This is a genomic window from Saccharopolyspora cebuensis (assembly GCF_039542665.1).
Taxonomy (GTDB): domain Bacteria; phylum Actinomycetota; class Actinomycetes; order Mycobacteriales; family Pseudonocardiaceae; genus Saccharopolyspora; species Saccharopolyspora cebuensis.
Genome location: NZ_BAABII010000002.1, coordinates 84,124 through 109,456, shown reverse-complemented (window position 1 = coordinate 109,456; position 25,333 = coordinate 84,124). Strand labels below are relative to the sequence as shown.

Annotated in this window: 20 protein-coding genes; 4 read left to right on the top strand and 16 right to left on the bottom strand. The window is 72.5% G+C overall.

Features of this window, described 5'->3' with window-relative positions:
* Nucleotides 1–2: 2 nt before the first annotated feature.
* The 5 genes from ABD976_RS01730 to ABD976_RS01710 form a co-directional block, all read right to left on the bottom strand.
* Nucleotides 3–959 carry an ABC transporter permease gene (locus ABD976_RS01730; RefSeq protein WP_345355960.1) on the bottom strand — a complete coding sequence of 319 codons (957 nt, stop codon included), beginning with the start codon at nucleotides 957–959 and terminating at the stop codon, nucleotides 3–5.
* Nucleotides 952–1,878 (bottom strand): ABC transporter permease, encoded by a 927-nt coding sequence (locus ABD976_RS01725; protein WP_345355957.1) that lies wholly within the window; start codon nucleotides 1,876–1,878, stop codon nucleotides 952–954. The genes ABD976_RS01730 and ABD976_RS01725 overlap by 8 nt, the downstream gene beginning before the upstream one ends.
* A 65-nt stretch (nucleotides 1,879–1,943) precedes the next feature.
* Nucleotides 1,944–3,578, bottom strand: a complete 1,635-nt coding sequence (locus ABD976_RS01720) for a peptide ABC transporter substrate-binding protein (protein WP_345355955.1) — start codon at nucleotides 3,576–3,578, stop codon at nucleotides 1,944–1,946.
* A gap of 204 nt (nucleotides 3,579–3,782) precedes the next feature.
* Nucleotides 3,783–4,736 carry a Ppx/GppA phosphatase family protein gene (locus ABD976_RS01715; protein WP_345355952.1) on the bottom strand — a complete coding sequence of 318 codons (954 nt, stop codon included), beginning with the start codon at nucleotides 4,734–4,736 and terminating at the stop codon, nucleotides 3,783–3,785.
* A gap of 64 nt (nucleotides 4,737–4,800) precedes the next feature.
* Nucleotides 4,801–6,201, bottom strand: coding sequence for a lytic transglycosylase domain-containing protein (locus ABD976_RS01710; RefSeq protein ID WP_345355949.1), 1,401 nt, complete (start codon nucleotides 6,199–6,201; stop codon nucleotides 4,801–4,803).
* Nucleotides 6,202–6,413: 212 nt separating this feature from the next.
* Between ABD976_RS01710 and ABD976_RS01705 the strand changes: the two genes are divergently transcribed.
* Together ABD976_RS01705 and ABD976_RS29570 are read left to right on the top strand one after the other, a co-directional pair.
* A complete protein-coding gene (locus ABD976_RS01705; protein WP_345355946.1) occupies nucleotides 6,414–8,054 on the top strand; it encodes an acyl-CoA dehydrogenase family protein in 1,641 nt (546 codons plus the stop codon).
* The gene (locus tag ABD976_RS29570) at nucleotides 8,011–8,529 is read left to right on the top strand and encodes a CGNR zinc finger domain-containing protein (RefSeq protein WP_425570065.1); all 519 of its coding nucleotides are present in this window, start codon (nucleotides 8,011–8,013) and stop codon (nucleotides 8,527–8,529) included. The genes ABD976_RS01705 and ABD976_RS29570 overlap by 44 nt, the downstream gene beginning before the upstream one ends.
* Here the strand turns inward: ABD976_RS29570 and ABD976_RS01700 are convergent.
* Genes ABD976_RS01700 through eno form a run of 3 tightly spaced genes read right to left on the bottom strand, consistent with a single transcriptional unit; the run spans nucleotide 8,516 to nucleotide 10,851 of the window.
* Entirely contained in the window at nucleotides 8,516–9,022 is a 507-nt protein-coding gene (locus ABD976_RS01700; RefSeq protein WP_345356471.1) for a DUF501 domain-containing protein, read from the bottom strand. The two genes, ABD976_RS29570 and ABD976_RS01700, sit on opposite strands and share 14 nt — an antisense overlap.
* 2 nt (nucleotides 9,023–9,024) lie before the next feature.
* Nucleotides 9,025–9,561, bottom strand: coding sequence for an FtsB family cell division protein (locus tag ABD976_RS01695; protein WP_345355943.1), 537 nt, complete (start codon nucleotides 9,559–9,561; stop codon nucleotides 9,025–9,027).
* 3 nt (nucleotides 9,562–9,564) lie between these two features.
* Entirely contained in the window at nucleotides 9,565–10,851 is a 1,287-nt protein-coding gene (eno, locus tag ABD976_RS01690; RefSeq protein WP_345355940.1) for a phosphopyruvate hydratase, read from the bottom strand.
* 222 nt (nucleotides 10,852–11,073) lie between these two features.
* On the opposite strand from eno, the gene ABD976_RS01685 reads away from it, so the two are divergent.
* Nucleotides 11,074–11,457 carry a tetratricopeptide repeat protein gene (locus tag ABD976_RS01685; RefSeq protein ID WP_345355937.1) on the top strand — a complete coding sequence of 128 codons (384 nt, stop codon included), beginning with the start codon at nucleotides 11,074–11,076 and terminating at the stop codon, nucleotides 11,455–11,457.
* A 625-nt stretch (nucleotides 11,458–12,082) separates the two neighbouring features.
* Here ABD976_RS01685 and ABD976_RS01680 read toward each other — a convergent pair.
* The 6 genes from ABD976_RS01680 to mfd all read right to left on the bottom strand — a co-directional run bounded on the left by ABD976_RS01680 (nucleotide 12,083) and on the right by mfd (nucleotide 21,412).
* A complete protein-coding gene (locus ABD976_RS01680) occupies nucleotides 12,083–12,898 on the bottom strand; it encodes a lytic transglycosylase domain-containing protein (protein ID WP_345355934.1) in 816 nt (271 codons plus the stop codon).
* A 36-nt stretch (nucleotides 12,899–12,934) separates the two neighbouring features.
* On the bottom strand, nucleotides 12,935–13,717 hold the full coding sequence (locus ABD976_RS01675; protein WP_345355931.1) for a lytic murein transglycosylase: 783 nt from the start codon (nucleotides 13,715–13,717) through the stop codon (nucleotides 12,935–12,937).
* A 112-nt stretch (nucleotides 13,718–13,829) separates the two neighbouring features.
* Nucleotides 13,830–14,852: a nucleoside triphosphate pyrophosphohydrolase gene (locus ABD976_RS01670; protein WP_345355928.1), complete on the bottom strand. Its 1,023-nt coding sequence runs from the start codon at nucleotides 14,850–14,852 to the stop codon at nucleotides 13,830–13,832.
* Between the two features lie 54 nt (nucleotides 14,853–14,906).
* Entirely contained in the window at nucleotides 14,907–15,821 is a 915-nt protein-coding gene (locus ABD976_RS01665; protein ID WP_345355925.1) for a SurA N-terminal domain-containing protein, read from the bottom strand.
* Between the two features lie 73 nt (nucleotides 15,822–15,894).
* Nucleotides 15,895–17,646 carry a BCCT family transporter gene (locus tag ABD976_RS01660; protein ID WP_345355922.1) on the bottom strand — a complete coding sequence of 584 codons (1,752 nt, stop codon included), beginning with the start codon at nucleotides 17,644–17,646 and terminating at the stop codon, nucleotides 15,895–15,897.
* Between the two features lie 175 nt (nucleotides 17,647–17,821).
* Nucleotides 17,822–21,412 carry a transcription-repair coupling factor gene (gene mfd, locus ABD976_RS01655; RefSeq protein WP_345355919.1) on the bottom strand — a complete coding sequence of 1,197 codons (3,591 nt, stop codon included), beginning with the start codon at nucleotides 21,410–21,412 and terminating at the stop codon, nucleotides 17,822–17,824.
* Nucleotides 21,413–21,778: 366 nt separating this feature from the next.
* On the opposite strand from mfd, the gene ABD976_RS01650 reads away from it, so the two are divergent.
* Nucleotides 21,779–22,927 carry a PQQ-dependent sugar dehydrogenase gene (locus ABD976_RS01650; protein ID WP_369774551.1) on the top strand — a complete coding sequence of 383 codons (1,149 nt, stop codon included), beginning with the start codon at nucleotides 21,779–21,781 and terminating at the stop codon, nucleotides 22,925–22,927.
* A gap of 346 nt (nucleotides 22,928–23,273) precedes the next feature.
* Here ABD976_RS01650 and ABD976_RS01645 read toward each other — a convergent pair whose 3' ends face one another.
* Both ABD976_RS01645 and ABD976_RS01640 read right to left on the bottom strand, forming a co-directional pair.
* Nucleotides 23,274–23,873: a TetR family transcriptional regulator gene (locus tag ABD976_RS01645; RefSeq protein ID WP_345356465.1), complete on the bottom strand. Its 600-nt coding sequence runs from the start codon at nucleotides 23,871–23,873 to the stop codon at nucleotides 23,274–23,276.
* A 173-nt stretch (nucleotides 23,874–24,046) separates the two neighbouring features.
* Nucleotides 24,047–25,015 (bottom strand): acyl-CoA desaturase, encoded by a 969-nt coding sequence (locus ABD976_RS01640; RefSeq protein WP_345355916.1) that lies wholly within the window; start codon nucleotides 25,013–25,015, stop codon nucleotides 24,047–24,049.
* Nucleotides 25,016–25,333: the final 318 nt, after the last annotated feature.

Sequence of the window (25,333 nt, the reverse complement as noted above, 5' to 3'; positions counted from 1 at the left end):
TCCTACTTCTGCTTCGGGTCGAGCGCGTCGCGGACGGCGTCACCGAGCATCACGAACGCCAGCACCGTCACCACGAGGAACCCGGCCGGGAACAGCAGCAGGTGCGGCGCGACCTGGATGTAGTCGCGGGAATCGGCGATCATCACGCCCCAGGACACCACCGGCGAGCGCAGCCCGAGCCCGAGGAACGACAGCGTCGCCTCGGCCCCGATGAACCCGCCGAGCGCGATCGTGGCGTAGACCAGCACCGGCGCCAGGCAGTTCGGCAGCATGTGCCGGAAGATGATCCGCACCGGACCGGCCCCCAGCGCCCGGGCCGCCTTGACGTAGTCCTGCTGCCGCGCCGAGATCGCCGCCGAGCGCATGATCCGCATCGCGATCGGCCAGGACAGCACCGAGATCGACAGGATCACCAGCCCGATGATGCGCGTCGGGTCGGGGATGCCGGTCGCCGGGTTCAGCGTGGTCAGGATGACGATCGCGCCGAGCACGAAGGGCAGCCCGAGGAAGATCTCGCTGAACCGGGACAGCAGGTTGTCCAGCCAGCCGCCGAAGTACCCGGCGACCAGCCCGAACAGCGACCCGATCAGCACGGTGGCCAGGGTCGCCAGCACGCCCACCACGATCGAGGCGCGGGCGCCGTAGATGGTGCGGGCGTAGATGTCGCGGCCCTGGGTGTCGTAGCCGAACCAGGCCTCCGCCGACGGACCCTGCCGGGAGCGCTCCAGCACCTGGTGGTTCGGGTCGATCGAGGTGAACAGCTGCGGGAACAGGGCCATCACCAGCAGCACCAGGATGATCCCCACCGAGACCAGGAACATCGGCCGGCGGCGCAGGTCCCGCCACGCGTCGGACCACAGGCCGCCGCGCCGCTCCTTGTGCGGCGGGGGCGCGTCCTGGGACGTGGGTGCGCCTACCACCACCGCCGCGCCGTCGGCGGGCTCAACACGGTCAGTCATAGCGGATCCTCGGGTCCAGAACGGCGTAGAGCAGGTCCACGAGCAGGTTCATCAACAAGTACACCAGGACCAGCAACGTCACGATGCCGGTGACCGTGGCGCCTTCCTTGGTCAGGATCGAGTCGTAGATCAGGCCGCCGATGCCGCGGATGTTGAAGATGCCCTCGGTGACGATCGCCCCGCCCATCAGCGCGCCGAGGTCGGTGCCGAGGAACGTGACGACCGGGATCATCGAGTTGCGCAGCAGGTGGACGCCGACCACCCGCTTGGGCTCCAGGCCCTTGGCCGTGGCCGTGCGGATGTAGTCGGCGCGCTTGTTCTCCATCAGGCTGGTCCGGGTCAGCCGCGCCACGTAGGCCATCGACAGGCTGCCCAGCACGAATCCCGGCACGATCAGCTCGCCCCAGGTGCCCTCGGAGCTGACGCTCGGCCGGATGATGCCGAGCTCGGTGCCCAGCACCACCTGGAGGATGAAGCCGGTGACGAACACCGGCAGCGAGATCAGGAACAGCGTCGACATCAGGACCAGGTTGTCCAGGAACCCGCGGCCGCGCAGGCCGGTCAGGATGCCCGCCAGGATGCCGATGACGGCCTCGATGACCAGCGCGACGATGGCCAGCCGGATGGTGATCGGGTAGGCGTCGGCGAGCAGCGTGCTGATCTCGATCCCGGCGAAGGTCTCGCCGAAGTCGCCGGTGAGCAACTGCCCGAGGTACTTGAAGTACTGCACGATGACCGGGTCGTCGAGGTTGTACTTGTCGGTCATCTCGGCGATGTAGGCGGGCGGGCAGGCCCGGTCCCCGCAGCGACCGGCGAACGGATCACCGGGCAACGCCCACACCAGGGCGTAGATGATGAACGTGGTCCCGATGAACACCGGGATGAGCTGCAGCAACCGCCGCAGTACATAGCGCCCCACGCGAACCTCCTCCAGGACGCACGCCGGGTCCGGTCCGCGCGCGGACCGGACCCGGGCTCACGCGATCAGGAGACCAGCTTGACGGTCTCGAGGTTGAGCTGCCGGTCGAAGGTCACCTGCACGCCTTCGAGGCGGTCGGACCAGCCGACCACGGCGTTCTGGTTCCACAGCGGGATCGACGGCATGTCCTTGGCCAGGACCTTCTCCGCCTCGGCGTAGAGCCGGTTGCCCTCCTCCTCGGTCGGCGCCCGGTCCGCGCGGTCCATCGCCGCGTCGAACTCGGGGCTGGAGTAGCGCATGTAGTTCGACGACGCGCCGGTGCGGTAGATCTTGCCGAGGAAGGTCTCGGCCGCCGGGTAGTCGCCCAGCCAGCCGAAGCGGAACGGCCCCTGGTGGGCGTTCTCGTCGTGCATCTTCAGGAACTCGGCGAAGGTCGGCACCGGGTTGAACACGCAGTCCAGCCCGAGGTTGTTCTTGAACTGGCCGCAGATCGCCTCGATCCACTCCTTGTGCCCGCCGTCGGCGTTGGAGGTGATGGTGACCGGGCCCTGGAAGCCGGACTCGTCGAGGAGCTGCTTGGCGCGCTGCGGGTTGAACTCGCAGAACTCACCGCAGGCACCGGGCTCGTAGCCGGGGATGGCGTCGCCGGGCACCCAGCCGTTGGCGGGCGTGTAGGCGCCCTCGAAGATCGTCTCGGTGATCTGCTTGCGGTCGATCGCCATCGACAGCGCGTGCCGCACCCGCACGTCCTGGTACTTCGGGTCGTACAGCGGGAGCTGCAGCGCGTTGTTGCTCAGGATCGGCTTGACCATCCCCCGGTCCTGGAGGTCGGCCTTCCACTTGTCCCCGACCAGCGCCGACGGCGGTAGCTGGTTGACGAAGTCGAGGTTGCCCGACACCAGGTCCTGGTAGGCGGTCTCCAGCTCGTTGTAGACGCGGAACTCGACGCCGTTGATCGACGGCTTGTGCTGGCCCGCGTACTGCTCGTACTTGCTGAGCGTGATGTGCGCGTTCGGCTGGCGGGAGTCGAACTGGAACGGCCCGTTGCCGATCGGGTGCGCCTCGAAGCCCGCCTTGTCGGCGAAGAAGCTCTCCGGCATCGGGGAGAACGCGGTGTAGCCGAGCATGGTCGGGAACGTCGCGAACGGCGCGTTCAGGGTGACCTCGAAGGTCAGGTCGTCGATGACCTTCAGGCCGGACATCTCCTGCGCGGTGGGCTCGGGGGCCTGCGCCGGACCGGTCTCGCCGTCCGGGTCCGCCGGGTTGACCTGCTCGAACCCGGCGATGTGCTCGAAGAAGGACGCGCCGGACTGGCCGTTGGGCGCGTACGCGGCGTAGTTCCAGGCGCGCACGAAGCTGTTGGCGGTGACCGGGCTGCCGTCGTGGAAGGTCCAGCCGGGCTTCAGCTTGATGGTGAAGACCGTGTTGTCCGGGCTCTCGATCGACTCCGCCACCGCGTTGTACGGCTCGGATGTCTGCTCGTCGTAGGCCACCAGCCCGGTGAACATCGCGTCGAGCACATCGCCGCCGCCGGTCTCCGTGGTGTTCGCCGGGACCAGCGGGTTCTGCGGCTCGGTGTGGCTGACCGAGACGATCCCGTCCCCGGCGTCGCCGGCCCCTGCTCCGCCGCCGCAGCCGGTGGCGAGCAGGCCCACCGCCAGCGGGGCCGCGATCCACGCGGCCAAGCGTCGTTTACGCATTCCGTCCTCCTGTATGCACGCGCGGCCCCAGCCGAGATTTTCCGGGGACACCACGCCCGGCAGTATTCACCGCCGCGACAGATGAGCGTAAACATAAGTGAGAACCCGTTCAGGGCAATGCGATGTCACAAAGCCGTCACTTTCTGGCTCGATCCAGCGCGGGTTTCACCCAGTTGTTGGAACGCTGCGTCCACATGATGAGAACTAGCTGATAGACAGTGCTATACCGTCGAGAATGTCGTGCTCACTGGCTGTCATCCCCGCGATGTCCGCGCGCTGCGCCAGCTCGTCGGCGAGGACCTTGACGACCAGCGCCCCGCCGCCGATCACGTCCACCCGACCGGGGTGCATCGAGCCGATCGCGGCCCGCTGGTCGTGATCCATTCCCAGCAGATCACCGGCAATGCGCTCGATCTGGCTCCGGGAAACATGGGAAAGATGAATTGCCGTCGGATCGTATTCCGGCAGGTCCTGCGCGATCGCCGACAACGTCGTCACCGTTCCCGCGACCCCGACCCAGGTCCGGGCCGCCGAGGTGTCCACCGCCGCGAAGGCGTCGTCGAGCACCTCGCGGGCCACCGACTCCGCCCCCTCGATCTCCGCCGCGCTCGGCGGGTCGCCGGGCAGGCAGCGCTCGCTCAGGCGCACGCACCCGATGTCGGCCGAGTGCGCGGCCGCGATGTCGGCGCGCACCCCGTCCCAGTCGCCGACCACCACCTCGGTGGACCCGCCGCCGACGTCGGTGACCACGAACGGGCCGTCGGCCGGGTCCAGATCCCCCACCGCGCCGGTGAAAGACAGCCGGGCCTCCTCGTCGCCGGTGATCACCTCGGCGTCCACGCCCAGCGTCCGGCGCACCATCTCGAAGAAGTCCTCGCGGTTGGCGGCGTCCCGGGTCGCCGAGGTCGCCACCATCCGGACCGCCTCGACGCCCTTGCGGCGGGCGATCGCGGCGTAGTCGACCAGCGCCGCGCGGGTCCGCTCCAGGGAGTCCTCGGCCAGCCGCCCGGTCGCGTCCACGCCCTTGCCGAGCCGCACGATCCGCATCTCCCGGTGCACGTCCCGCAGGTCGCGGCGGCCGTCGTCGTGCACCGCCACGTCGGCGACCAGCAACCGGATCGAGTTCGTCCCGCAGTCGATCGCCGCGACCCTCGACATGAACCGTCCTCCTCAACGCGTGGAACCCTCGGCTCCACGCTATCGGGCGGGCCGCGCCCACCGCTCACGGCGACGGGCTGAAGTCCTCCGGGACCGTGCAGCGCTCACCGCCGGCGAGGTGCACCGCCGTACCGGGCAGGGCCGCGGCGGGGTCCCCGCCCACCGGCTCCGCGCCCGGCCGCAGCGCGAACTCGCCCCGGTTCAGCACCGCCGGGTCGCAGTCCGGGGCGGTGCCCGGGGTGCTGCTGCCGGGCGTGCTCGGCGTGGTGGTGCCCGGGGTGGTGGTGCCTGGGGTCGTGGTGCTCGTGCCGGGCGTGCTGCTATCCGCGGTGCTGCTGCCCGCGGTGCTGCTCTCCGGGGTGCTGCCGCCGGGCGTGCTCGGGGTGGTCTGGGTGCTCGTGCCGGGAGCGCTGGTTTCCGGCGCCCCGGGGGTCTCCGAGCTGCTCGGCGGCGCGGTCGTGGGCGGCGTCGTGATCGGCGGGAGCGGTTCCGCGCCGGTGGACGGCACCTCCAGCGGCGGGAAGCTCGGCTCGGCCGGCTCCGGCAGCGGCACCGGGACCGGGTCCGGGAGCCTGCTGGCCGCGAGCACGTCCTCGTCGGACCCCCGCATCGGCTCCGCGGGCGTCGGCGTCACGCCTCCGGCGTACGCGCGGGCCCAGGCCAGCACGGTGCGCACGTACTCGTCGGAGTGGTTGTAGCGGAAGACGGCTTTGGCGAGCTCCCGCTCATCGCCGAGGTCGGCACCGCCCGAGCAGAGGAAGCGCCCGGCCGCCGCCACCGCGTCGTGCACGTTGTGCGGGCTGCGCGCGCCGTCGTCGTTGCCGTCGGCGCTGAACTTCGCCCAGGTGCCCGGGATGAACTGCATCGGCCCCACGGCGCGGTCCCACACCGGATCGCCGTCCAGCTCCCCCCGGTCGGTGTCCGGCACGGCGGCCACCCCCGGCCCGCCGGACAGCCGCGGTCCCAGGATCGCCTCCACCGTGGTCCCCCCGGCGTCGAGCCGACCGCCGCGCGCGTGCCCGGACTCGATCCGGCCGATCGAGGCGAGCACCGACCAGTGCAGGCCGCACCCGGTGCCGGACAGCCCGTCCGCGCCCTCGCGGTAGGCCGCCAGCACCGGCGCCGGGATGCCCAGCGGGCCGTCGGGCACGGCGACCTCCGGACCGGCCCCGGTGCCGAAGGGCCGCCGCTCGGCGGCCCGGTCGAGCAGCTCGGGGCTCGGCGCGGGTGCGGCGGGCAGCCGTCCGGTGACGCCCACGTCGCGCAGGTCGGGAGCCGCCGGGCGCGGCCGATCGGCCTCCTGCGGTGGGGTCGCCAGGTACGACGCCGAGGCGCCGACCAGCGCTCCGGCCAGCACCAGCGTCGGGGTCAGGGCCGTGGCGGCCCACCACCTCCTGGTGCGGTGCCGGACCGGTTCCGGCCGACGCGCGTGCCTGCCCCCATGCCGTCCCCCACGAGCCGTCACTGATCCTCCTGCCGCGTCGAGCGACATCCCCCTGCTGGACCGTCCGGCGACACGCGCCGCGCTCCCTGGATACACCAGGCGCGCCGGGCGCGCCGGGTGGCGGAGCACCGCCATCACTCGGCCGAACGGCTGTCCGAACCCGGCCGATCGGCCGAGAGGATCGGCCCGCAGGCCGATGTCCCCGGTGTTCCCGCCGACCTACGCTCCGGAACATGACGCTCAATGAGGAGCCCGCCCCCGACACACCCTCCACCGCACCACCCACTGCGTCGACGCACGCGGTGACCAACCAGCCACCACCGCTGGCCGGTCACGACCCGCTGGCCTCCGACCCGGCGCTGCGCGCGGTGCTGGACCGGCACGGCATCGACGACCTCGGCGACCTCGCCCGCGAAGCGGGGTCGGAGGAGGCGCGCGAGCACGGCAGGCTCGCCAACGAGCACCCACCGGTGCTGCGCACCCACGACCGCTACGGCCACCGCATCGACGAGGTCGAGTTCCACCCCTCGTGGCACTGGCTGATGGGTCGCGCGATCAGCCACGGGCTGCACGCCGCGCCGTGGCTCGGCGGTCCCGGCGCGCACCTGCGCCGCGCCGCCGGCTTCTACCTGTGGTCGCAGGCCGAGGGCGGGCACGGCTGCCCGATCTCGATGACGTACTCGGCGGTCCCCGCGCTGCGCTCCGCGCCCGAGCTGGCCGACCGGTACGTGCCCGCGCTGGCCGCCACCGGCTACGAGCCCGGCCTGCGCGACCCGGCGACCAAGGGGGCGCTGCTCGCGGGCATGTCGATGACCGAGAAGCAGGGCGGCTCGGACGTCCGGGCGAACACCACCGCGGCGCAGCCGCTCGGCGGCGGCGAGTACCGACTCACCGGGCACAAGTGGTTCACCTCCGCGCCGATGAACGACCTGTTCCTCACCCTGGCCCAGGCGCCGGGCGGGTTGAGCTGCTTCCTCGTCCCCCGGGTGCTACCCGGCGGCGAGCGCAACGGCATCCGCCTCCAGCGGTTGAAGGACAAGCTCGGCAACAAGTCGAACGCCTCGGCGGAGCTCGAGTACGACGGCGCGGTCGGGCTGCTCCTCGGCGAGGAGGGTCGCGGCGTCCGCTGCATCATCGAGATGGTGTCGCTGACCAGGCTGGACTGCGTGCTGGGTTCGGCGGCGAACATGCGCGCGGCGCTGTCCGAGGCGGCCCACCACGTGCAGCACCGCAGCGCGTTCGGGCAACGGCTGGCCGACGCCCCGCTGATGCGGCAGGTGCTCGCCGACCTGGCGCTGGAATCGGAGGCGGTGACCGCGCTGGCGCTGCGGCTGGCCGAGGCCGTGGACGCCGGGGAGCGGGAGCTGCTGCGGCTCGCGCTCCCGGCGGCGAAGTTCTTCGTCTGCAAGCGCGCGCCCTACGCCGTCGCGGAGTCGATGGAATGCCTGGGCGGCAACGGCTACGTCGAGGAATCGGGCCTGCCCCGGCTCTACCGGGAGTCACCGCTGCTGTCGATCTGGGAAGGGTCGGGCAACGTCACCTCGCTGGACGTGCTCCGCGCTCTCGAACGGCAACCGGCGGCGCGGGAAGCGCTGTTCGCCGAGCTCGACGCGGCGCGCGGCGCGGACACCCGCTACGACGCGGCGGTCTCGGTGCTGCACGGCGAGCTGGACGCCGCCGCACCTGCTCGCGCCCGGCACCTCGCCGAGCGGATCGCGCTCACCCTCCAGGCGTCGCTGCTCCTGCGCCACACCCCGGCGGAGGTCGCGGACGCCTTCACCGGCACCCGCCTCACCACCTCGGGTCGCACCTTCGGCAGCGACCTGATCCCTGGCGATCCCGGCGCCCTGCTGTCCCGCATCACGCCCCGCTGACCGAAGGAGGAACCCACCCCGCCCCCGCACCGGACGAACGGAGCAGTTACGAAGAACCACCCGCGGCCGCTGGTGCTCGACGGCCGTCTGCGGCGACCGGGAGAAGGCCCGCCGCCACTACCGGCGCACCCGCCGACCCGTCCCACGGACCAGCACGCACCTCCCGCGAGTCGACACGCGTCTCCCTGGCACCCGGCGCTCGGGAGTGACGTCGCGAGTCCGAGAACGAACCGCTGCGACCGGAAGGAGAGGTGATCGCACCTACGCCCCCGCGCGACCGATCATCGAGTCGCGGAGCCGTCGCGCACGGCTCCGTCCGCCTGACGTGCACCGCGCCGCGCGGCACCCGCACCGCCTGCGCCCCACCCGCTCAGCCCCGCCGCTCAGCCCCGCCGCCCAGGCACGCAGCTCGGCGGCGCAGCTCAGGTTCGCAGCTCAGGCACGCAGCTCGGCGGCGCAGCTCAGGCGCGGTTGATCAGCGGCCGGTGCTCCGGCCAGCGGTCGGCGATGATGTCCAGGACCTCGTCACCGACCGGGTTGACCCCCGGTCCCGCCGCGAGCGCGTGGCCGACGTGCACGTGCAGGCACTTGACGCGATCGGGCATCCCCCCGGCGCTGACCCGGGTGCCGAGCGACTCCAGGGCGTCCCGCTCGGCGAGGTAGGACTCGTGCGCGTAGCGGTAGCGCTCGGCGAGGTCGGCGTCGCTGTCGAGCCGGTCGGCGAACTCGCGCATCAGGCCCTCGGCCTCCAGCGTGGAGCACACCGCCACCAGGCCCGGCGCGGTCAGGTAGTAGAGGGTGGGGAACGGCGTGCCGTCCTCCAGCCGGGGGTGGGTCTGCACCACGGTCGGTTCACCGCCGGCGTCGCGGGCCGCGATGGCGCGGAGGCCGCGCGGTGGCCTGCCGAGCTGGCGGGCGACGGCCTCCCGATCGTCATCGCCGACCGGCGCGGTCTCCCCGGAGTTCACCCTCACGAATCCTTCCCCACGACCGAATTCCACAACTTCTCGTACCACGGTGCCGAATCGTCTTCCGGTTTCGGCGGCCGCTCCGGCTCCCGCTCCCCCGGCAGGTGCACGATGTAGGCCGTCTCGCCCGGGCGGACGTAGCCGAGCCTGGCCCGCGCCTCGGCCTCCACGTGGGCCGGGTCGGAGAGCTGCTGCCTGCGCTCCTCGAGCTGCCGCACCTCCTCGGCGAGGCGCTCCTGCTGCTGTTGCTGCTCGGCGAGCTCCGCCCGCTGGCTCAGGTAGGTGCGCAGCGGCACCGCCACGCTGAGCGCCAGGACGCACACCAGCATGGCCAGCGCGGCGGCGCGCCGCGTCGAGGAGAGCTTGAACGCGCCACCGGTGCTGGACCGGGGCCGCGACCGGGCGGTCTGCCCGCCCGGTCGCCTGCCCTTCGCACCGGTGCCCCGGCGGGCGCGCTCCGCCCGGCGCGCCGGTTGGCGGGGCTGCTCGCCCTCGCTGCGCCGACGACGCCGATCCGGCGAAGCGCGTCCCACCGGCATGACTCAGCCCTCCGGGGTGTAGCGGGGGAAGGCCAGCTCACCGGCGTAGCGAGCGGCCTCCCCGAGGTTCTCCTCGATGCGCAGGAGCTGGTTGTACTTGGCGACCCGCTCGCTGCGCGCCGGAGCACCGGACTTGAGCTGACCGCAGCCGGTGGCCACCGCGAGGTCGGCGATGGTGGTGTCCTCGGTTTCGCCGGAGCGGTGGCTCATCATGCTCTTGTACCCGCAGGAGGTGGCCAGGTTGACCGCGTCCAGGGTCTCCGAGAGCGTGCCGATCTGGTTGACCTTGACCAGCAGCGCGTTCGCGGCGCCCCGGCTGATGCCGTCCTCCAGCCGCTCCGGGTTGGTGACGAACAGGTCGTCGCCGACGAGCTGCACCTGGCCGCCGATCTGCTCGGTGAGCTGCACCCAGCCGTCCCAGTCGTCCTCCGACAGCGGGTCCTCGATGGAGACCAGCGGGTAGGCGCTGAGCAGCTCGGCGTAGTACTCGGCGAGCTGGGCGGCGCTGCGCTGCGTCTTCTCGAACGAGTAGGAACCGTTCTCGTAGAACTCGGTCGCGGCCACGTCGAGCGCGAGCACGATGTCGCGACCCGGCTTGTACCCGGCCTTCTCGATGGCGGAGGTGATCAGGTCCAGCGCTTCGCGGTTGTTGGCCAGGTCGGGGGCGAACCCGCCCTCGTCGCCGAGGCCGGTGGCCAGGCCCTTGGCCTTGAGCACCGACTTCAGCGCCTGGTAGGTCTCGGCGCCCCAGCGCAGCGCCTCGGAGAACGACTCCGCACCGATCGGCGCGATCATGAACTCCTGGATGTCCACGCCGGTGTCGGCGTGCGCACCGCCGTTGAGGATGTTCATCATCGGCACCGGCAGCACGTGCGCGTTCGGTCCGCCGACGTAGCGGAACAGCTCCAGCCCGGAGGTCTCGGCCGCCGCCTTGGCCACCGCGAGCGACACGCCGAGCACGGCGTTGGCGCCGAGCCGGGACTTGTCCGGCGTACCGTCCAGGTCCACCAGCTTCTGGTCGACGACCCGCTGCTCGGTGGCGTCGGTGCCCGCCAGCTCCGGACCGATCTCGTCGAGGACGGCCGCGACGGCGTTCTCCACGCCCTTGCCGCCGTAGCGGGCCGCGTCACCGTCGCGCAGTTCGACGGCCTCGTGCTCGCCGGTCGAAGCGCCGGAGGGGACCGCCGCCCGGCTCAGGGTGCCGTCCTCCAGTGCCACTTCGACCTCGACGGTGGGGTTCCCGCGGGAGTCCAGGATTTCGCGGGCGCCGACCTGCTCGATGATCGCCACGTGTGCTCCTAACCAGCATTTGAACTACGGACGTTGCGCACCGCCCCGGCGTTCCCGCACGCGACGGGTCAAGCCCGACGACCGGGTACGAGCCTAACGGGGCCCGCGGAACGGCTCACGCAGACTCGCGCGGTCACCGGACGTGGCCGGGGAGGTGCGGGCCCACACCATCCGGTCGGACCCTCGAAGAGCGCGCGGATGGCACGTAACGTGGGAGGTGCGATGACGACTGACGCAACCTTGGAAGCGTTCCGGCGGGCGGAGGACTTGGTCGCCCGGCGGAGGCCGTGGGAAGCGCTCCGGGCCCTCGAGCCCGTGCTCGACATCGCGGAGGACAAGCCCAGCGTCCAGCTCCTGCTCGGGCGCGCCTACTTCTTCTCCGCGCAGCTCCGGCGGGCGGAGAACGCCTTCCTCCGCGTCCTGGACGCCGATCCCACCGATCACTACGCACGGCTGGTCCTCGGCCGCACCCTCCAGCGGCAAGGACGCATCAAAGAGGCCCGGGCCCAGATCAAGATGGCCGCCACCATGTACCCGGACCCGGCCTACCAGGAAGCCCTGGGCGAGATCAACGCCTACCTGGCCACCCACCCGGAAGCAGGCTGACACCGACGCCGGGAGCCCGACGGGGCCCCGGACCACCCGCACCACCACGAGCCCGTGCCGCGGGCCGCGACCCCGGCGAGCTCCACCACCGCCGGACCCGAGCGGCTCCCCCGCGAACGCTCCGGCCCGGTGCGGCGCCTCCCACCGCCGAAAGTCCTCGAGGTGAGGGGCACCCTTGCCCCAGTAAGGACCGCTTTCGCCAATGGCCTGCGGCCTGCGTGGCGGTGCGGGTAGCGGAACCTCAGCGCTCTTCTCGCTGCGGGATCGCTCCTGATGTACCCACGACGTACACGGCATCGGCGCTGTCCCCGCGAGAAGACCGCTGAGCGGTCACGTCCGAGCACGGGCCGCGGTGCAAGCTGCGTGCCTCACCGCATGCGGCTCCGCCGCATTCTGAAAAGACCCCTTACTCGGACAAGCGTGCCCCTCACCTCGACGAACACACCCGGACAGGGCAGCACGCTCGCCCCCGGACCGGCCACCGGCTGCCGCTGACCGACCGGCTCCATCACCCGAAAGGGTTATGAGTGAGGGGCACCCTTGCCCCAGTTACTCGGACAAGGGTGCCCCTCACCTGCTCCTGCCGCACCCGATCGTGGGGTTCGGCGCACCGCGGAAGGCGGGGTCACTCCCGGAGGCCGCGGTTGCCCGCTTCGGCGTAGCTCTCGGCCAAGGCGAACACCTTCTGCCCGTACTCGACGGAGTTGTTGTACGACATCACCCCGGCCCACCAGCCCGCGCCGGTGGTCATGTCCCGCCCCCCGGCGCAGAGGTAGCGGGCGGCGGCGATGGCGGCGTCGTCGAGGTTCTGCGGATCGCCGATCCCGTCGCCGCTGCCGTCGCTGGCCCACTTGCGCCAGGTGCCGGGGATGAACTGCATGGGCCCGACGGCGCGGTCGTAGGTGGTGTCGCCGTCGAGGACGCCGCCATCGGTGTCGTGGATGGCGCGCACCCCGGGGCGGCCGTCGAGGGGGATGCCGATGATCGGTTCGGAGGGCACCGCGTCCTCGGTGAGGGTGCGGTGCGCGAAGCGGCCGTGGTCGGACTCGACGCGGCCGATGCCGGCGAGGGTGGCCCAGGAGACGCGGCAGCCGGGTTGGTGCTCGCGCATGGCGAGGTCGGCGTGGGCGTAGGAGACGACCGCGCGGGCCGGGATGTCGACCACGGCGGCGACCTCGTCGGCCCAGGCGCGCAGCGGGTCGGGCTCGGGTCCGGGTGCGGCGAGCTGTTCGGGAGGTTCTTCGACGGGCGGCGCGATGGATCCCGGGGACACCGGCGCGCGTTCGAGCACCGGTTCGGGCGGCGGTCCGGCGATCGGGGCCCGCGGCGGCGCGCTGAGGTGGCCGGTCAGACCCACCCCACCGGCCACGGCCACCAGCAGCCCGGCGGCGACGGCCAGGCGGCCGACCGCGGCCAGCGCGGTCGAAGTGGGCGAGATCACCGGATCAGGCTACTCGGGGAGATCGCCGGTGAACACCTACTCGACGGCCACCGTCTTGCTGGTGCGGCCGAAGTGGTCGGCGAAGTCGAGGACTTCCTGCACGTAGGAGCGGCTCTCGTTGTACTCGATCAGCGCGGCCCAGAAGTCCTCGGGGTCGCGCAGGTCGGCGCCCCCGGAGCAGATGTAGTGCGCGGCGGCGAGGGCGGCGTCGTCGATGTCGTGCGGGTCGGCGACGCCGTCGCCGTCGCCGTCGACCGCCCACTTCTGCCAGGTGGTCGGGATGAACTGGAGCGGCCCCACGGCGCGGTCGAAGACGGTGTCGCCGTCGAGTTCACCGCCGTCGGTGTCCTCGATCCGCTTGACGCCCTCGCTGCCGTCCAGCGGCAGCCCGATGATGTCCTGGCTCGGCCGTCCGGTGATGTCGAGCTTGGCGCCGCCGTGGCGGCCGTGGCTGGACTCGACGGCGCCGATCCCGGCGAGCACCGTCCAGCTCAGCCCGCAGCTCGGGTCGGTCCGCTCCAGGGTGCGCTGGGTGAACCCGTAGGCCTGGAGCGCGGCGCGGGGGATGTTGAGCTCGTCGGCCAGCGCTTCGGACCACGCGGTGAGCTGCCGCTGCGGGCGGTCCTCGGGGGCCAGCACCGGGCCGCCGGTGGCGAGCAGCTCCACGACGGGCGGGGCGATCCCGGGGTCGGGCGGGGCGGTGGCGGTGGGCAGTTCCAGCGGGATGACGGGCTCCTCCGGCGGCGGCCCGGAACAGGCCACGAGACCGGTGACCGCGGCGAGCGCGGGCATCCAGTGCAACCAGGATCGACGCCGCACGGCCATCCCTCCCCCTTCGACACGCTCGTCACCGCCCGCGCGGGGTTGTCCGCGCCGACGTGCTCGGCAGCGACCGCCGCACCGGTCGGGCGCGCGGTCAGCCCAGTGTGGGTCACGCCTCCGGCCGCGTTCCGGCCGGGTGGGGCGAATCGGACAACAGCGACCGCCACTCGTCGGCGGTGAGCCGCTGCGGATCGCGGCCGGCGTCCCGGGCCCGGCCTTCGGCGGACCGGATGCGGTCGGCGACGTCGAGCGCCACCGCGCGCAACTGGTCCTCCGGGTCGTCCCCGGCGATGCGGGCCGCGGCGGCGATGCCGAACAGCTCGGCGCCGGGGCTCCCGCCGCTGGGCAGCGCGTCGGCGGGGATGCCCGCCCGCTGCGCGCGCTGCACCAGCTTGGCGGCCAGCGCCGCCGCGGGCTGCCCCAGCGCGACACCGTCCACGATGGACTCGCGCTGCTTCTCGCGCTGCTTGAGCTCCTCCCAGCGCGCGTGCTGGGACTCGGCGTCGAGCAGCGCCCCGTCCTCGGCGAAGACGTTCGGGTGCCGGGACACCAGCTTGCCGACGAGTTCGGCGGCGACCACGTCGATGCCGAACGGGTCGGTCGCGTCCTCGGCGGCGACCCGGGCGTGGAACAGCACCTGCAGCAGCACGTCGCCGAGTTCCTCGCGCAGCGCCGCCCGGTCGCGCTGCTGGATCGCGTCGAGCAGCTCGTAGGTCTCCTCGACGAGGTACTTCCGCAGCGTGTCGTGGTCCTGCGCCGCGTCCCACGGGCAGCCGCCGGGCGAGCGCAGCCGGTCCATCACGGTGACCGCGTCGAGGAGTTCGGCGCCGGGCGGGGCGGGCGCGGCGATCAGCGGCGCACCGGCGGCGCGCAGCAGCGCGGCCTCCTCGGCGTCGGGTTCGCCGACGACGACCACGACGGGTTCGCGGGCGGCGGCGGCGCGCAGGTCGTCGAGCGGCGGCAGGTCGGTGGCGCCCAGCTCGCTCCGGGCGGCGGCGGACAGCCCGGTCCCGGCGTGCACGGCGGTCGCGGTCCGCAGCACCGGGACCGCGGCGGCGGGCAGCACCTCGCCGAGCCGGTCGTCGACGACCACGACGGCGCAGCCGTCCACCGCGCGGAGCTCAGCGTTCATGACCCCATTGTGCCAAGGTCGCGGGGCCGCTCCCGCGCTGGAACGACCGGGCCGTCACGACTGCCGGTCCGCGGGTTCGATCCGCCAGCCGGTGGTCTGGCCCTCGCCGGGCGCGGCGGTGAGCGCGATGGCGTCCCACACGCCGTAGCGGGGGCTCAGCTCCAGCCCGGCCCGCTGGGCGGTGTGCCCGAGCAGGTTGAACCCGAACTGCTGGAGGAGCTGGTCGTCGGCGCCGCTGGGCGGTCCGGTGGCCTCGGTGCTGCGGTGGTCGATCCGGGCGATCAGCCACTGGCCGCTGTTGGGCTCGGGCTCGAAGGCCAGCACGGTGCCGGGTTCGGCGCCGAACAGCGGGGTCATCGCGGCGAGCTGCGGGCTGTCGGCGGCGCGCAACCGCTGGTCGGCCACGGCGGGGACACCGGTCCGGCGGTCGGCGGCGACCAGCGCGGTGGCCTGCTCCGGGCCCTCGGCCATCCGCTCGGCCTTGCGCTGCGCGTCGGCGCGGGTGGTGGCCTGGGTGTAGTCGATGGTGACGGCGAGCCGGTCGAAGTACTTGCGGCCGAGCTCGGTGGCCAGCAGCTGGGCCCGGACCGCGTCGCGGACGTTGCCCTCGGTGTAGATGCCGCCCTCGGTGGCGGCCCGCGGCCCGCCCATCCGGTCGATCCGGGCGTTGACCTGCTCCGGGGTGACGGCCAGCGACTCCTCGCGGGCGGCGTGCGCGGCCAGCTCCTGCACCACGAGCTGGGACGCGAGCTGCCTGCCCAGGTCGTCGAGCTGGTCCTGCTGCTGGAGCTGCGCCGTGGCGGCGGGCTCCTTGCGCATCACCTCGTCCATCCAGGACTGCACGTCGGAGACGGGGATGCGGGTGTCCCCGATGATCGCGGCGGCCCCGGCGTGGCTGGGACCGGAGCAGCCGACGAGCAGCGCTCCGGCGGTGGCGAGCAGAGCGAGCAGGCGCCCTCGGCGCGGCATGGCGGACCTCACAGCCGACACCCTCTCACGCCGGTGGCGCTGGGTGAAGGACGTTTGACCGTGCGGGGTCGGCTCAGCCCCGCGAGCCCTCCGAGCCGCCCTCGCCGCGCCCGGACTCCTCGCCGGGCTCCTCCTCGGTGTCCTCGGCCGCGCTGATCTCCAGCTGGAAATCCCCGCCGTGCAGCTCGGTTCCGCTGATCACGGCCTGTTCCAGCACCTGCGCGCCGAGTTCCTCGCGGCGCGTCATCGGGTCGTCGCGCAGGTCCTTCACCAGCGACACGCACAGCAGGATCATCACCACCGCGAACGGCACGGAGGCGATGAACGTGAGGTTCTGGATGCCGCTGAGCGCGTCCTCCCCGCCGACGATGAGCATGATCGCCGCCACGCCACCGGTGGCCGCGCCCCAGAACACCACCACGGCCCGGTTCGGGTCGATCGACCCGCGCTGGGACAGCGTGCCCATCACCACCGACGCGGCGTCGGCGCCGGAGACGAAGAAGATCGCCACCAGGATCATCACCAGGACCGTGGTGATCGTGCTGATCGGCAGCGTCTCCAGCATCGCGAAGGTCTGCGCCTCCTCACCCCCGGAGCCGAAGATGTTCGCGCCCCCGGCCTGCGCGTTGATGGCGCTGCCGCCGAGGATGGCGAACCAGACGATGCTCACCACGCTGGGCACCAGGATCACGCCGCCGACGAACTGCCGGATCGTGCGCCCCCGGCTGATCCGGGCGATGAACATGCCGACGAACGGCGTCCAGGAGATCCACCAGGCCCAGTAGAAGATGGTCCAGCTCGACAGCCAGTCGTTCATCGCCGCGCCGCCGGTGGCGCCGGAGCGGGAGACCATCTCGCCGAAGTCGCGGACGTAGTCGCCGATCGCCAGCGGCACCAGGTCCAGGATGAACACCGTCGGTCCGACCACGAACAGGAAGAACGCCAGCAGCGCGGCGAGCACCATGTTGATGTTCGACAACCACTGGATGCCGCGCGCCACCCCGGACACCGCGGAGACGATGAAGCAGATGGTCAGCACCACGATGATGAGGACCAGCACCGTGGTGCCGACGCTGCCGATCCACCCGGCGGCCTGCATCCCGCTCTGGATCTGCAGCGTGCCCAGCCCCAGCGAGGCGGCCGAGCCGAACAGCGTCGCGAACAGCGCGAGGATGTCGATCAGCCGGCCGAGCGGTCCCTCGGCGCGCTTGGCGCCGAGCAGCGGGGTGAAGGCGGCGCTGATGAGCTGCTTGCGCCCGCGCCGGAAGCTGCCGTAGGCGATGGCCAGCCCCACGACGGCGTAGATCGACCAGGGGTGCAGCGTCCAGTGGAACAGCGAGGTGGCCATCGCGGTCTCCACCGCGTCGTCGCTCAACGGCGGGGCGGAGCGCGGCGGCGGTTCCACGAAGTGCGAGAGCGGCTCGGCGACGCCGAAGAACATCAGGCCGATGCCCATGCCCGCGCTGAACATCATCGCGATCCACGAGATGGTGCGGAACTCCGGTCCTTCGTCGTCCGCGCCGAGCGGGATCGCGCCGTAGCGGCTGAACGCCAGCCACAGCGCGAAGATCACGAAGCCGGTGGCGGCGAGCACGTAGCCCCAGCCGATGTTGGTCACCAGCCAGGACAGCGCGGCGGTCGCGGCGGTGCTCAGGGTGTCGGTGGAGGCCACGCCCCACGTCACGAGGAACACGGTGATCAGGGCCGTGACGCCGAAGACGACGATGTCCGTGCGGCCCTTGGCCTCGGCCTCCCGGGCACCGAGCTCGGGTTCGCCGGTGGTCGGGTCGTCCCCCTGCTCGTGCGGCTTGTCCGGCTCGGTCATGCTCCCGCGCCCTCCCGGTGACGGCGGTGTCCGCGCAGCGCGGATCCCAGCACGTCAACGGTCAACCCGGCACGGGAGATCGGCAACTCAGACCGTCACCGGAGCCCCTGTCGTGGCCGGCTCGCGAAGCGGTGCGGGTGGCGGACCCCGGCGCGGGGACCGCCGCCCGCGAACGTCACCCGGTGGGGGCGGGCGCGGGCTGCAACGACTCCAGCAGGTTCGCGCACCACTCCAGCAGCGCGCTGTCCCGCAGCGGCGGCGCGCCGATCCGGCCCCCCGCGGCGCCCTCGGTCGGGCGCGGCACCGACACGGTGCGCACCGCGGGCTTGTAGACGGACTTGGGGTGCAGCCGCTTGAGCCGCATCTGCTGCGAGTCGGCCAGCTCCACCGGTGCCAGCCGCAGCGAGTTGCCCTGGAGGGTGACCTCGGTGACGCCGTGGTCGCGGCAGACCTGGCGGAACCGGGCGACCTCCAGCAGCCGCTCCACCGGGTCGGGCAGCGGGCCGTAGCGGTCGACCAGCTCGGCGCGGATCGCGGCCAGCCCGTCGGGGTCGGCGGCGCTGGCGATCTTGCGGTAGGCCTCCAGCCGCAGCCGCTCGCCGGGGACGTAGTCGTGCGGGATGTGCGCGTCCACCGGCAGGTCCACCCGGACGTCGACGAGCTCGGCGGCGGGTTCCTCCCCCGACTCCCGGCCGAACGCCGCGCGGTAGCTCTCCACGGCCTCGCCGACCAGCCGCACGTACAGGTCGAACCCGACGCCGGCGATGTGCCCGGACTGCTCGGCACCGAGGATGTTGCCCGCGCCGCGGATCTCCAGGTCCTTCATCGCCACCGCCATGCCCGCGCCGAGCTCGGAGTTCTGCGCGATGGTCGCCAGCCGGTCGTGCGCCTGGTCGGTCAGCGGCTTCTCCGGCGGGTACAGGAAGTAGGCGTAGCCGCGCTCGCGGGCCCGGCCGACGCGCCCCCGGAGCTGGTGCAGCTGGGCCAGGCCGAGCATGTCGGAGCGGTCCACGATCAGCGTGTTGGCGTTGGAGATGTCCAGGCCGGTCTCCACGATCGTGGTGCACACCAGCACGTCGTGCTCGCGCTCCCAGAAGCCCTGGATGATCTTCTCCAGCCGCTCCTCGTTCATCTGCCCGTGCCCGGTGACGATCCGCGCCTCGGGGACCAGTTCGCGCAGGTGGCGCGCGGTCTTCTCGATGTCGTGCACCCGGTTGTGCACGAAGAACACCTGGCCGTCGCGCAGCAGCTCGCGGCGGATCGCGGCGGCGACCTGCTTCTCGTCGTAGGCGCCGACGTAGGTCAGGACGGGGTGGCGCTCCTCCGGCGGGGTGAGGATGGTGGACATCTCGCGGATGCCCGCCATGCTCATCTCCAGGGTCCGCGGGATCGGCGTGGCCGACATGGTCAGCACGTCGACGTGGGTCCGCAGGGCCTTGATGTGCTCCTTGTGCTCGACGCCGAAGCGCTGCTCCTCGTCGACGATCACCAGCCCGAGGTCCTTGTACCGGATGCCGGTCTGCAGCAGCCGGTGGGTACCGATCACGATGTCCACCTCGCCGTCGGCGAGACCCTTGGTGGTCTGCTCGGACTCCATCGGGTCGGTGAACCGGGACAGCCCCTTGACCCGCACCGGGAACGAGCGCATCCGGTCGGTGAAGGTGCCCAGGTGCTGCTGGGCCAGCAGCGTGGTCGGCACCAGCACGGCGACCTGCTTGCCGTCCTGCACCGCCTTGAACGCCGCGCGCACCGCGATCTCGGTCTTGCCGTAGCCGACGTCGCCGGAGATCACCCGGTCCATCGGCACCGCCCGCTCCATGTCGGTCTTGACCTCGTCGATCGCGGCGAGCTGGTCGCCGGTCTCGGTGTAGGGGAAGGCGTCCTCCAGCTCCCGCTGCCACGGGGTGTCGCCGGCGAAGGCGTGCCCGGGCGAGGACTGCCGCGCGGCGTAGAGCTGGACGAGTTCGGCGGCGATCTCCTTGACCGCCTTGCGCGCCTTGGCCTTGGTGCTCTTCCAGTCGGAGCCGCCGAGCTTGTTCAGCGCGGGGACCTCGCCGCCGACGTAGCGGGACACCTCGTCGAGCTGGTCGGTGGGCACGAACAGCCGGTCGCCGGGCTGGCCGCGCTTGCTGGAGGCGTACTCCAGCAGCAGGTACTCGCGGGTGGCCCCGCCGACGGTGCGCTGCACCATCTCGACGTACTTGCCGATGCCGTGCTGCTCGTGCACCACGTAGTCACCGGCCTTGAGGGCCAGCGGGTCCACCGCGTTGCGCCGCCGCGACGGCATCTTGCGCATGTCGCGGGTCGAGGTGCCGCCCCGGCCGCCGGTCAGATCGGCCTCGGTGAGCACCACCAGGGCGACCTCCGGCGCGGCGAAGCCGTCCTCCAGCCCGCCGCGCACCACGGTCACCACCCCGGGCTCGGGTTCGCCGGTGAGCCCGTCCTCGGCGAGCGCGGCGGGCAGCTCCCCGTCGCGCAACTGCTGCACCGCGCGCTGCGCGGTACCCGCACCGGCCACCACCAGCAGCGCCGCCCCGCCGGACGCGGTGTGCGCGCGCAGGTCGCCGAAGGCCCGCTCGACCTCGCCGCGGTAGGACTCGACCGGCTTGAGCGCGAGCCGGACGACCTCGTCGTCCTCCTCCTCGGCCTCGCTGCTGAGCTGGGTCAGCAGCCACCAGGGGCGGCCGATGGCGGTGGTGTGCTCGGCGACCTCGCCGAGCCCCCGGTACGCGGAGGCGCCGAGGTCGATCGGGGCCTTGCCGCCGTCGGCGGCGACCATCCAGGACGCCTCCAGGAACTCCTGGCCGGTGCGCACCAGGTCGGCGGCGCGGGCCCGGACCTTCTCCGGATCGGCCAGCAGCACGTGGGTGCCCTCGGGGACGAGCTCGGTGAGCAGCCGCATCTCGCCCTCGCACAGCGCCGGGATCAGCGCCTCCATGCCTTCCACCGGCGCGCCCGCGGCGATCTTGCCGAGCATCTCGTTGAGCTGGCCGTCGGCCTGGTGCTGCTCGGCGAGCCCGGCGGCGCGCTCCTGCACCCGCTCGGTGATGAGCAGTTCGCGGCAGGCGGGGGCGAACAGCTCGGTGTTCTCGGCCTCGGGCAGCGAGCGCTGGTCGGCGACGGAGAACGGGCGGACCTCGGTGACCTCGTCGCCCCAGAACTCCACCCGCAGCGGGTGCTCCCCGGTCGGCGGGAAGACGTCCACGATGCCGCCGCGCACCGCGAACTCACCGCGCTTCTCCACCATGTCGACCCGCTCGTAGGCGAGCCCGGCGAGCTGCTCGACCAGCTCGGCGAAGTCGTGCTCCTCGCCGACCGCGAGCCGCACCGGGCGCAGCTCGCCGAGGCCGGGGGCGATCGGCTGGATCAGGCTGCGGACGGTGGTGACCACGACCCGGGGCGCGCCGGCCGGGTGCTCCTCGGGGTGGGCCAGCCTGCGCAGCACCGACAACCGGCGGCCCACCGTGTCGGCGCGCGGCGAGAGCCGTTCGTGCGGCAGCGTCTCCCACGACGGGAAGACCTCGATCGCGCTCGGTTCGAGCAGATCGGACAGCGCGGCGGCGGCCTCCTCGGCCTCCCGGCCGGTGGCGGTGACCAGCAGCACCGGGCGGTCCGCGGCGGCGAGCGCGGCGGCCACCAACGGGCGCGCCGCGGCGGGACCTTCCATCACCAGGCGTTCGCGACCTGCGGAATCGGCGACCCGGCGCAACGCGGGATCGCGGAGCACGGCGTCGAGCAGCCCGCGCAGGGGGCCTGCCTGGATCATGGAGGTACCTCGCAGCGAGATGGATGCGGATGCGCCTCGGGCCTGGTCCGGAGGTGTTCGTCCAGCCTACGACGCACGGGTGACGTGTCCCTGGCGCCCCGTCCCGCGCCGTGCCGGATCCCACACACTGTGCTCATGGCCACCCTCAAAGCTCCTTTCGGAAAGCGGCGGAGCCGCTTGCGGTCGCCAGGGCAACCGGCACCGCCGCGGGTTCTCAGCGGTCCCCTCGCGAGGACAGCCCCGACGCCGCGTACGGACGGCTACGTCAGGAGGGGATCCCGCAGCGAGGGGACCGCTGAGGTTCCGCCACCGGCACCGGCGCATGGTCCCCGCCGGAAAGCAGTCCTCAGCCACCGCCTCGCCGCCCTGTCCCTGCTCACCGCGACCGCCGCGACCGCCGCGTGCGCCCCCGAACCCGGCCCCGCCCCGACGACCCCGACCTCGGCACCGGAGAACGCGCTGCGGGTGGAGGTGGTGGCCTCGGGTCTGGAGAACCCGTGGGACATCGGCTTCCTGCCCGGCGGGCGCGCCCTGGTCACCGAGCGCTCCGGCGGCCTGACGCTGCTCGACGGCCTCACCCCCGGGGCCACCGCCACTCCCGTGCAGGCCGACTTCGGCGATCTCGCGGTCGGCGGCGAAGGCGGCCTGATGGGCCTGCTGCCGCACCCGGACTTCGCCACCAACCGCCTGTTCCTGACCTGCCAGAACCACGCCGAGGACGTCCGGGTGATCACCTGGCGGCTCGCCGAGGACGGCTCCCGCGCCGACCGGGTGGGCGAACCGCTGCTCACCGGGCTGCCGGTGAACCCCAGCGGACGGCACTCGGGCTGCCGCCCGGCGCTGGCCGAGGACGGCGCGCTGCTGCTGGCCACCGGCGACGCCGCCCGGCCCGACGTCCCGCAGGACCGGACCTCGCTGGGCGGCAAGGTGCTGCGGATGGACGTCGACACCGGTGCGCCGCTGCCGGACAACCCCTTCGCCGACTCGCCGAACCCGGCGGAGCGGCTGGTGTACAGCTACGGCCACCGCAACCCGCAGGGCGTCGCGGTGCGGCCCGGCGGCCAGGTGTTCATCGCCGAGCACGGGCCGGACGTCGACGACGAGATCAACCCGCTGCGGGCCGGCGGCAACTACGGCTGGGACCCCTCGCGCGGCGGCACCGAGGACTCCTACGACGAGTCGGTGCCGATGACCGACCTGAACCGGTTCCCGGACGCGGTCCCGGCGGTGTGGTCCTCCGGCTCGCCGACCGAGGCGATCGCCGGGGCGGGGTTCCTGACCGGACCGCAGTGGGGCGCGCTGGACGGCGTGCTGGCGGTCCCGGCCCTCAAGGGCAGCAAGCTGCTGCTGTTCCGGCTGGCCGAGGACGGCCGCGTCGAGCAGGTCAGCGTCCCGCCCGAGCTGGACGGCACCCACGGGCGGCTGCGCACCCTCCGCCAGGGCCCGGACGGCGCCGCCTACGTCACCACCGACAACGGCACCGACGACGAGGTCCTCCGCATCACCGCGAACTGACCCGACCGCTCGATCCAGGTGAGGGGCACCCTTGCCCAAGTAAGGACCTGTTCCAGAACGATCTGCGTGGCGGTGCAGGTGGCGGAACCTCAGCGGCCTTCTCGCTCCGGGAGCCGCTCCTGATGTACCAACCACGGACAAGGGTGCCCCTCACTCACGTCCCGAACAGGTGACCGACCGGGCACCGAACACCCATCCGAGTGGTCGCTCACCAGGTGAGGGGCACCGTGTACCACGTGATGGGGTACAGGGTGCCCCTCACTCATGTCACGAACGGGTGAGAGCCGGGGGCTCGCGGCTCGCCGGTGGGTGGCCGCTCACGCGCCGACGAGCGCGGCGGCCGACGTCAGCCGCGCTTGGTGCCCAGGCGGGGTTTGTGCTCCAGGTGGGACAGGCCGTTCCAGGCGAGGTTCACCAGGTGCGCGGCGACCTCCTCCTTCTTCGGCTTCTTCGCCTCCAGCCACCACTGGCCGGTCAGCGCGACCATGCCGACCAGCGCCTGGCTGTAGAGCGGCGCGAGCTTGGCGTCGTAGCCGCGCGCGCTGAACTGCAGGCCCAGGATGTGCTCGACCTGGCTGGCGATGTCGTTGAGCAGGCTGGAGAAGGTGCCGCTGGTGCTGGCCACCGGGGAGTCGCGGACCAGCACCCGGAAGCCGTCGGTGGAGTTGTCGATGTACTCCAGCAGCGCGCCCGCGGCCTGTTCGAGCAGCTCGCGGGGGTGCCCGGCGGACAGCGCCGAGACGATCAGGTCGAGCAGGTTGCGCATCTCGCGGTCCACGACGACCGCGTAGACGCCCTCCTTGCCGCCGAAGTGCTCGTAGACCACGGGTTTGGAGACACCGGCGCGGTGCGCGATCTCCTCGATGGAGGTGCCGTCGAAGCCCTTCTCCGCGAACAGCGCGCGTGCGATGTCCAGGAGCTGCTGGCGGCGTTCCTTGCCCGTCATCCGGACCCGGGCGGCCCGCGCCGGGGGACCGTTGTCCGGGTCGGTGCCTCGCCCTCGTCGCCGTCCTGCCACTCGCGCAAGCCTAAGCCGTGGCCGGTCGCAGGTGACCGACCGGTCCCCTGACGTGCACCGGCGCCCGCCAGGAACGGCGGGCGCCGGTGGGGTCGCGAGGATCAGGACTTGTAGTCGGTCACCGCGATGCGGGCGAGCCGCTTCTCGTTGGGCCACCGGACCTTCCAGGCCCAGCCGACCTTCTCCAGGGCCCAGATCAGCCGCGCCGAGATGTCGAGCTGGCCGCGCAGCACGCCGTGCCGGGCGCAGGTCGGGTCGGCGTGGTGGGAGTTGTGCCAGGACTCGCCGAACGACAGGATCGCCAGCGGCCAGAAGTTGGCGGCGCGGTCCCGGCTCTTGAACGGGCGCTCGCCGATCATGTGGCAGATCGAGTTCACCGACCAGGTCACGTGGTGCAGCAGCGAGACCCGCACCAGCCCGGCCCAGAAGAAGGCGGTGAACGCGCCCCACCAGGACCAGGACACCAGGCCGCCGATGAGGGCGGGCGCGAGGAAGCTGACCAGCGTCCACACCGGGAACAGCTTGTTGAGCCGGACCAGCGCCCCGTCCTTGACCAGGTCCGGGGCGAAGCGGTCGACGTTGGTGACGTCCCGCTCGAACAGCCAGCCCATGTGCGAGTACCAGAAGCCCTTGGCCAGCGCCCCGGCCGAGGACCCGAAGCGCCACGGCGAGTGCGGGTCGCCGTCGCGGTCGGAGTAGGCGTGGTGCCTGCGGTGGTCGGCGACCCAGGTGATCACCGGCCCCTGCACCGACATCATGCCGCCGATGGCCAGCGCGGCCTTGACCGCGGCGTTGGTCTTGAAGGCCCCGTGCGTGAAGAAGCGGTGGAACCCGACGGTGACGCCCAGCCCGCTGATCACGTAGAACACCGCGGCGATCGCGATGTCGGTCCAGCCCAGTCCCCAGCCCCAGGCGAACGGCACGGCGCCGATGAGCGCGAGGAACGGCACGATGACGAAGACGTAGACGAGCGACTGAGCGCCCGTGGAACGGGAACCCGCGGTCAGCGGCTTCGGTCCACCGGAGGCGCCCGCCGGTGGCGGCGCCGCCTGTTCGGTTGCTGCGGTCATACTCACTACCTCTGCTGGTTGGGAGGTGGGAAAACGGCGATCAGCTCCGCTGGTCACGGCCCCGGACACCTCCGACCTACGGCACCGTAACCTACGCCAGCGTAAGTTCTTCGATGCCAAATCGTCACCCCGGGGGCGCAAACTTCCGGCGTGTCGCGACAACCCGGGCGTGTCTCGCATTTCGCCGGGCCCAGCGCCACATCACCCGTTCGGGCCGGTGGCGCGGTGAAACCGGCACCGCCACCGCCGCGTCGCACCGACGTGCCCGCCCGCGCAGCCGCTGCCGCCCGCCCCGCCCCCGAGCCGGGCGGCGCCCAT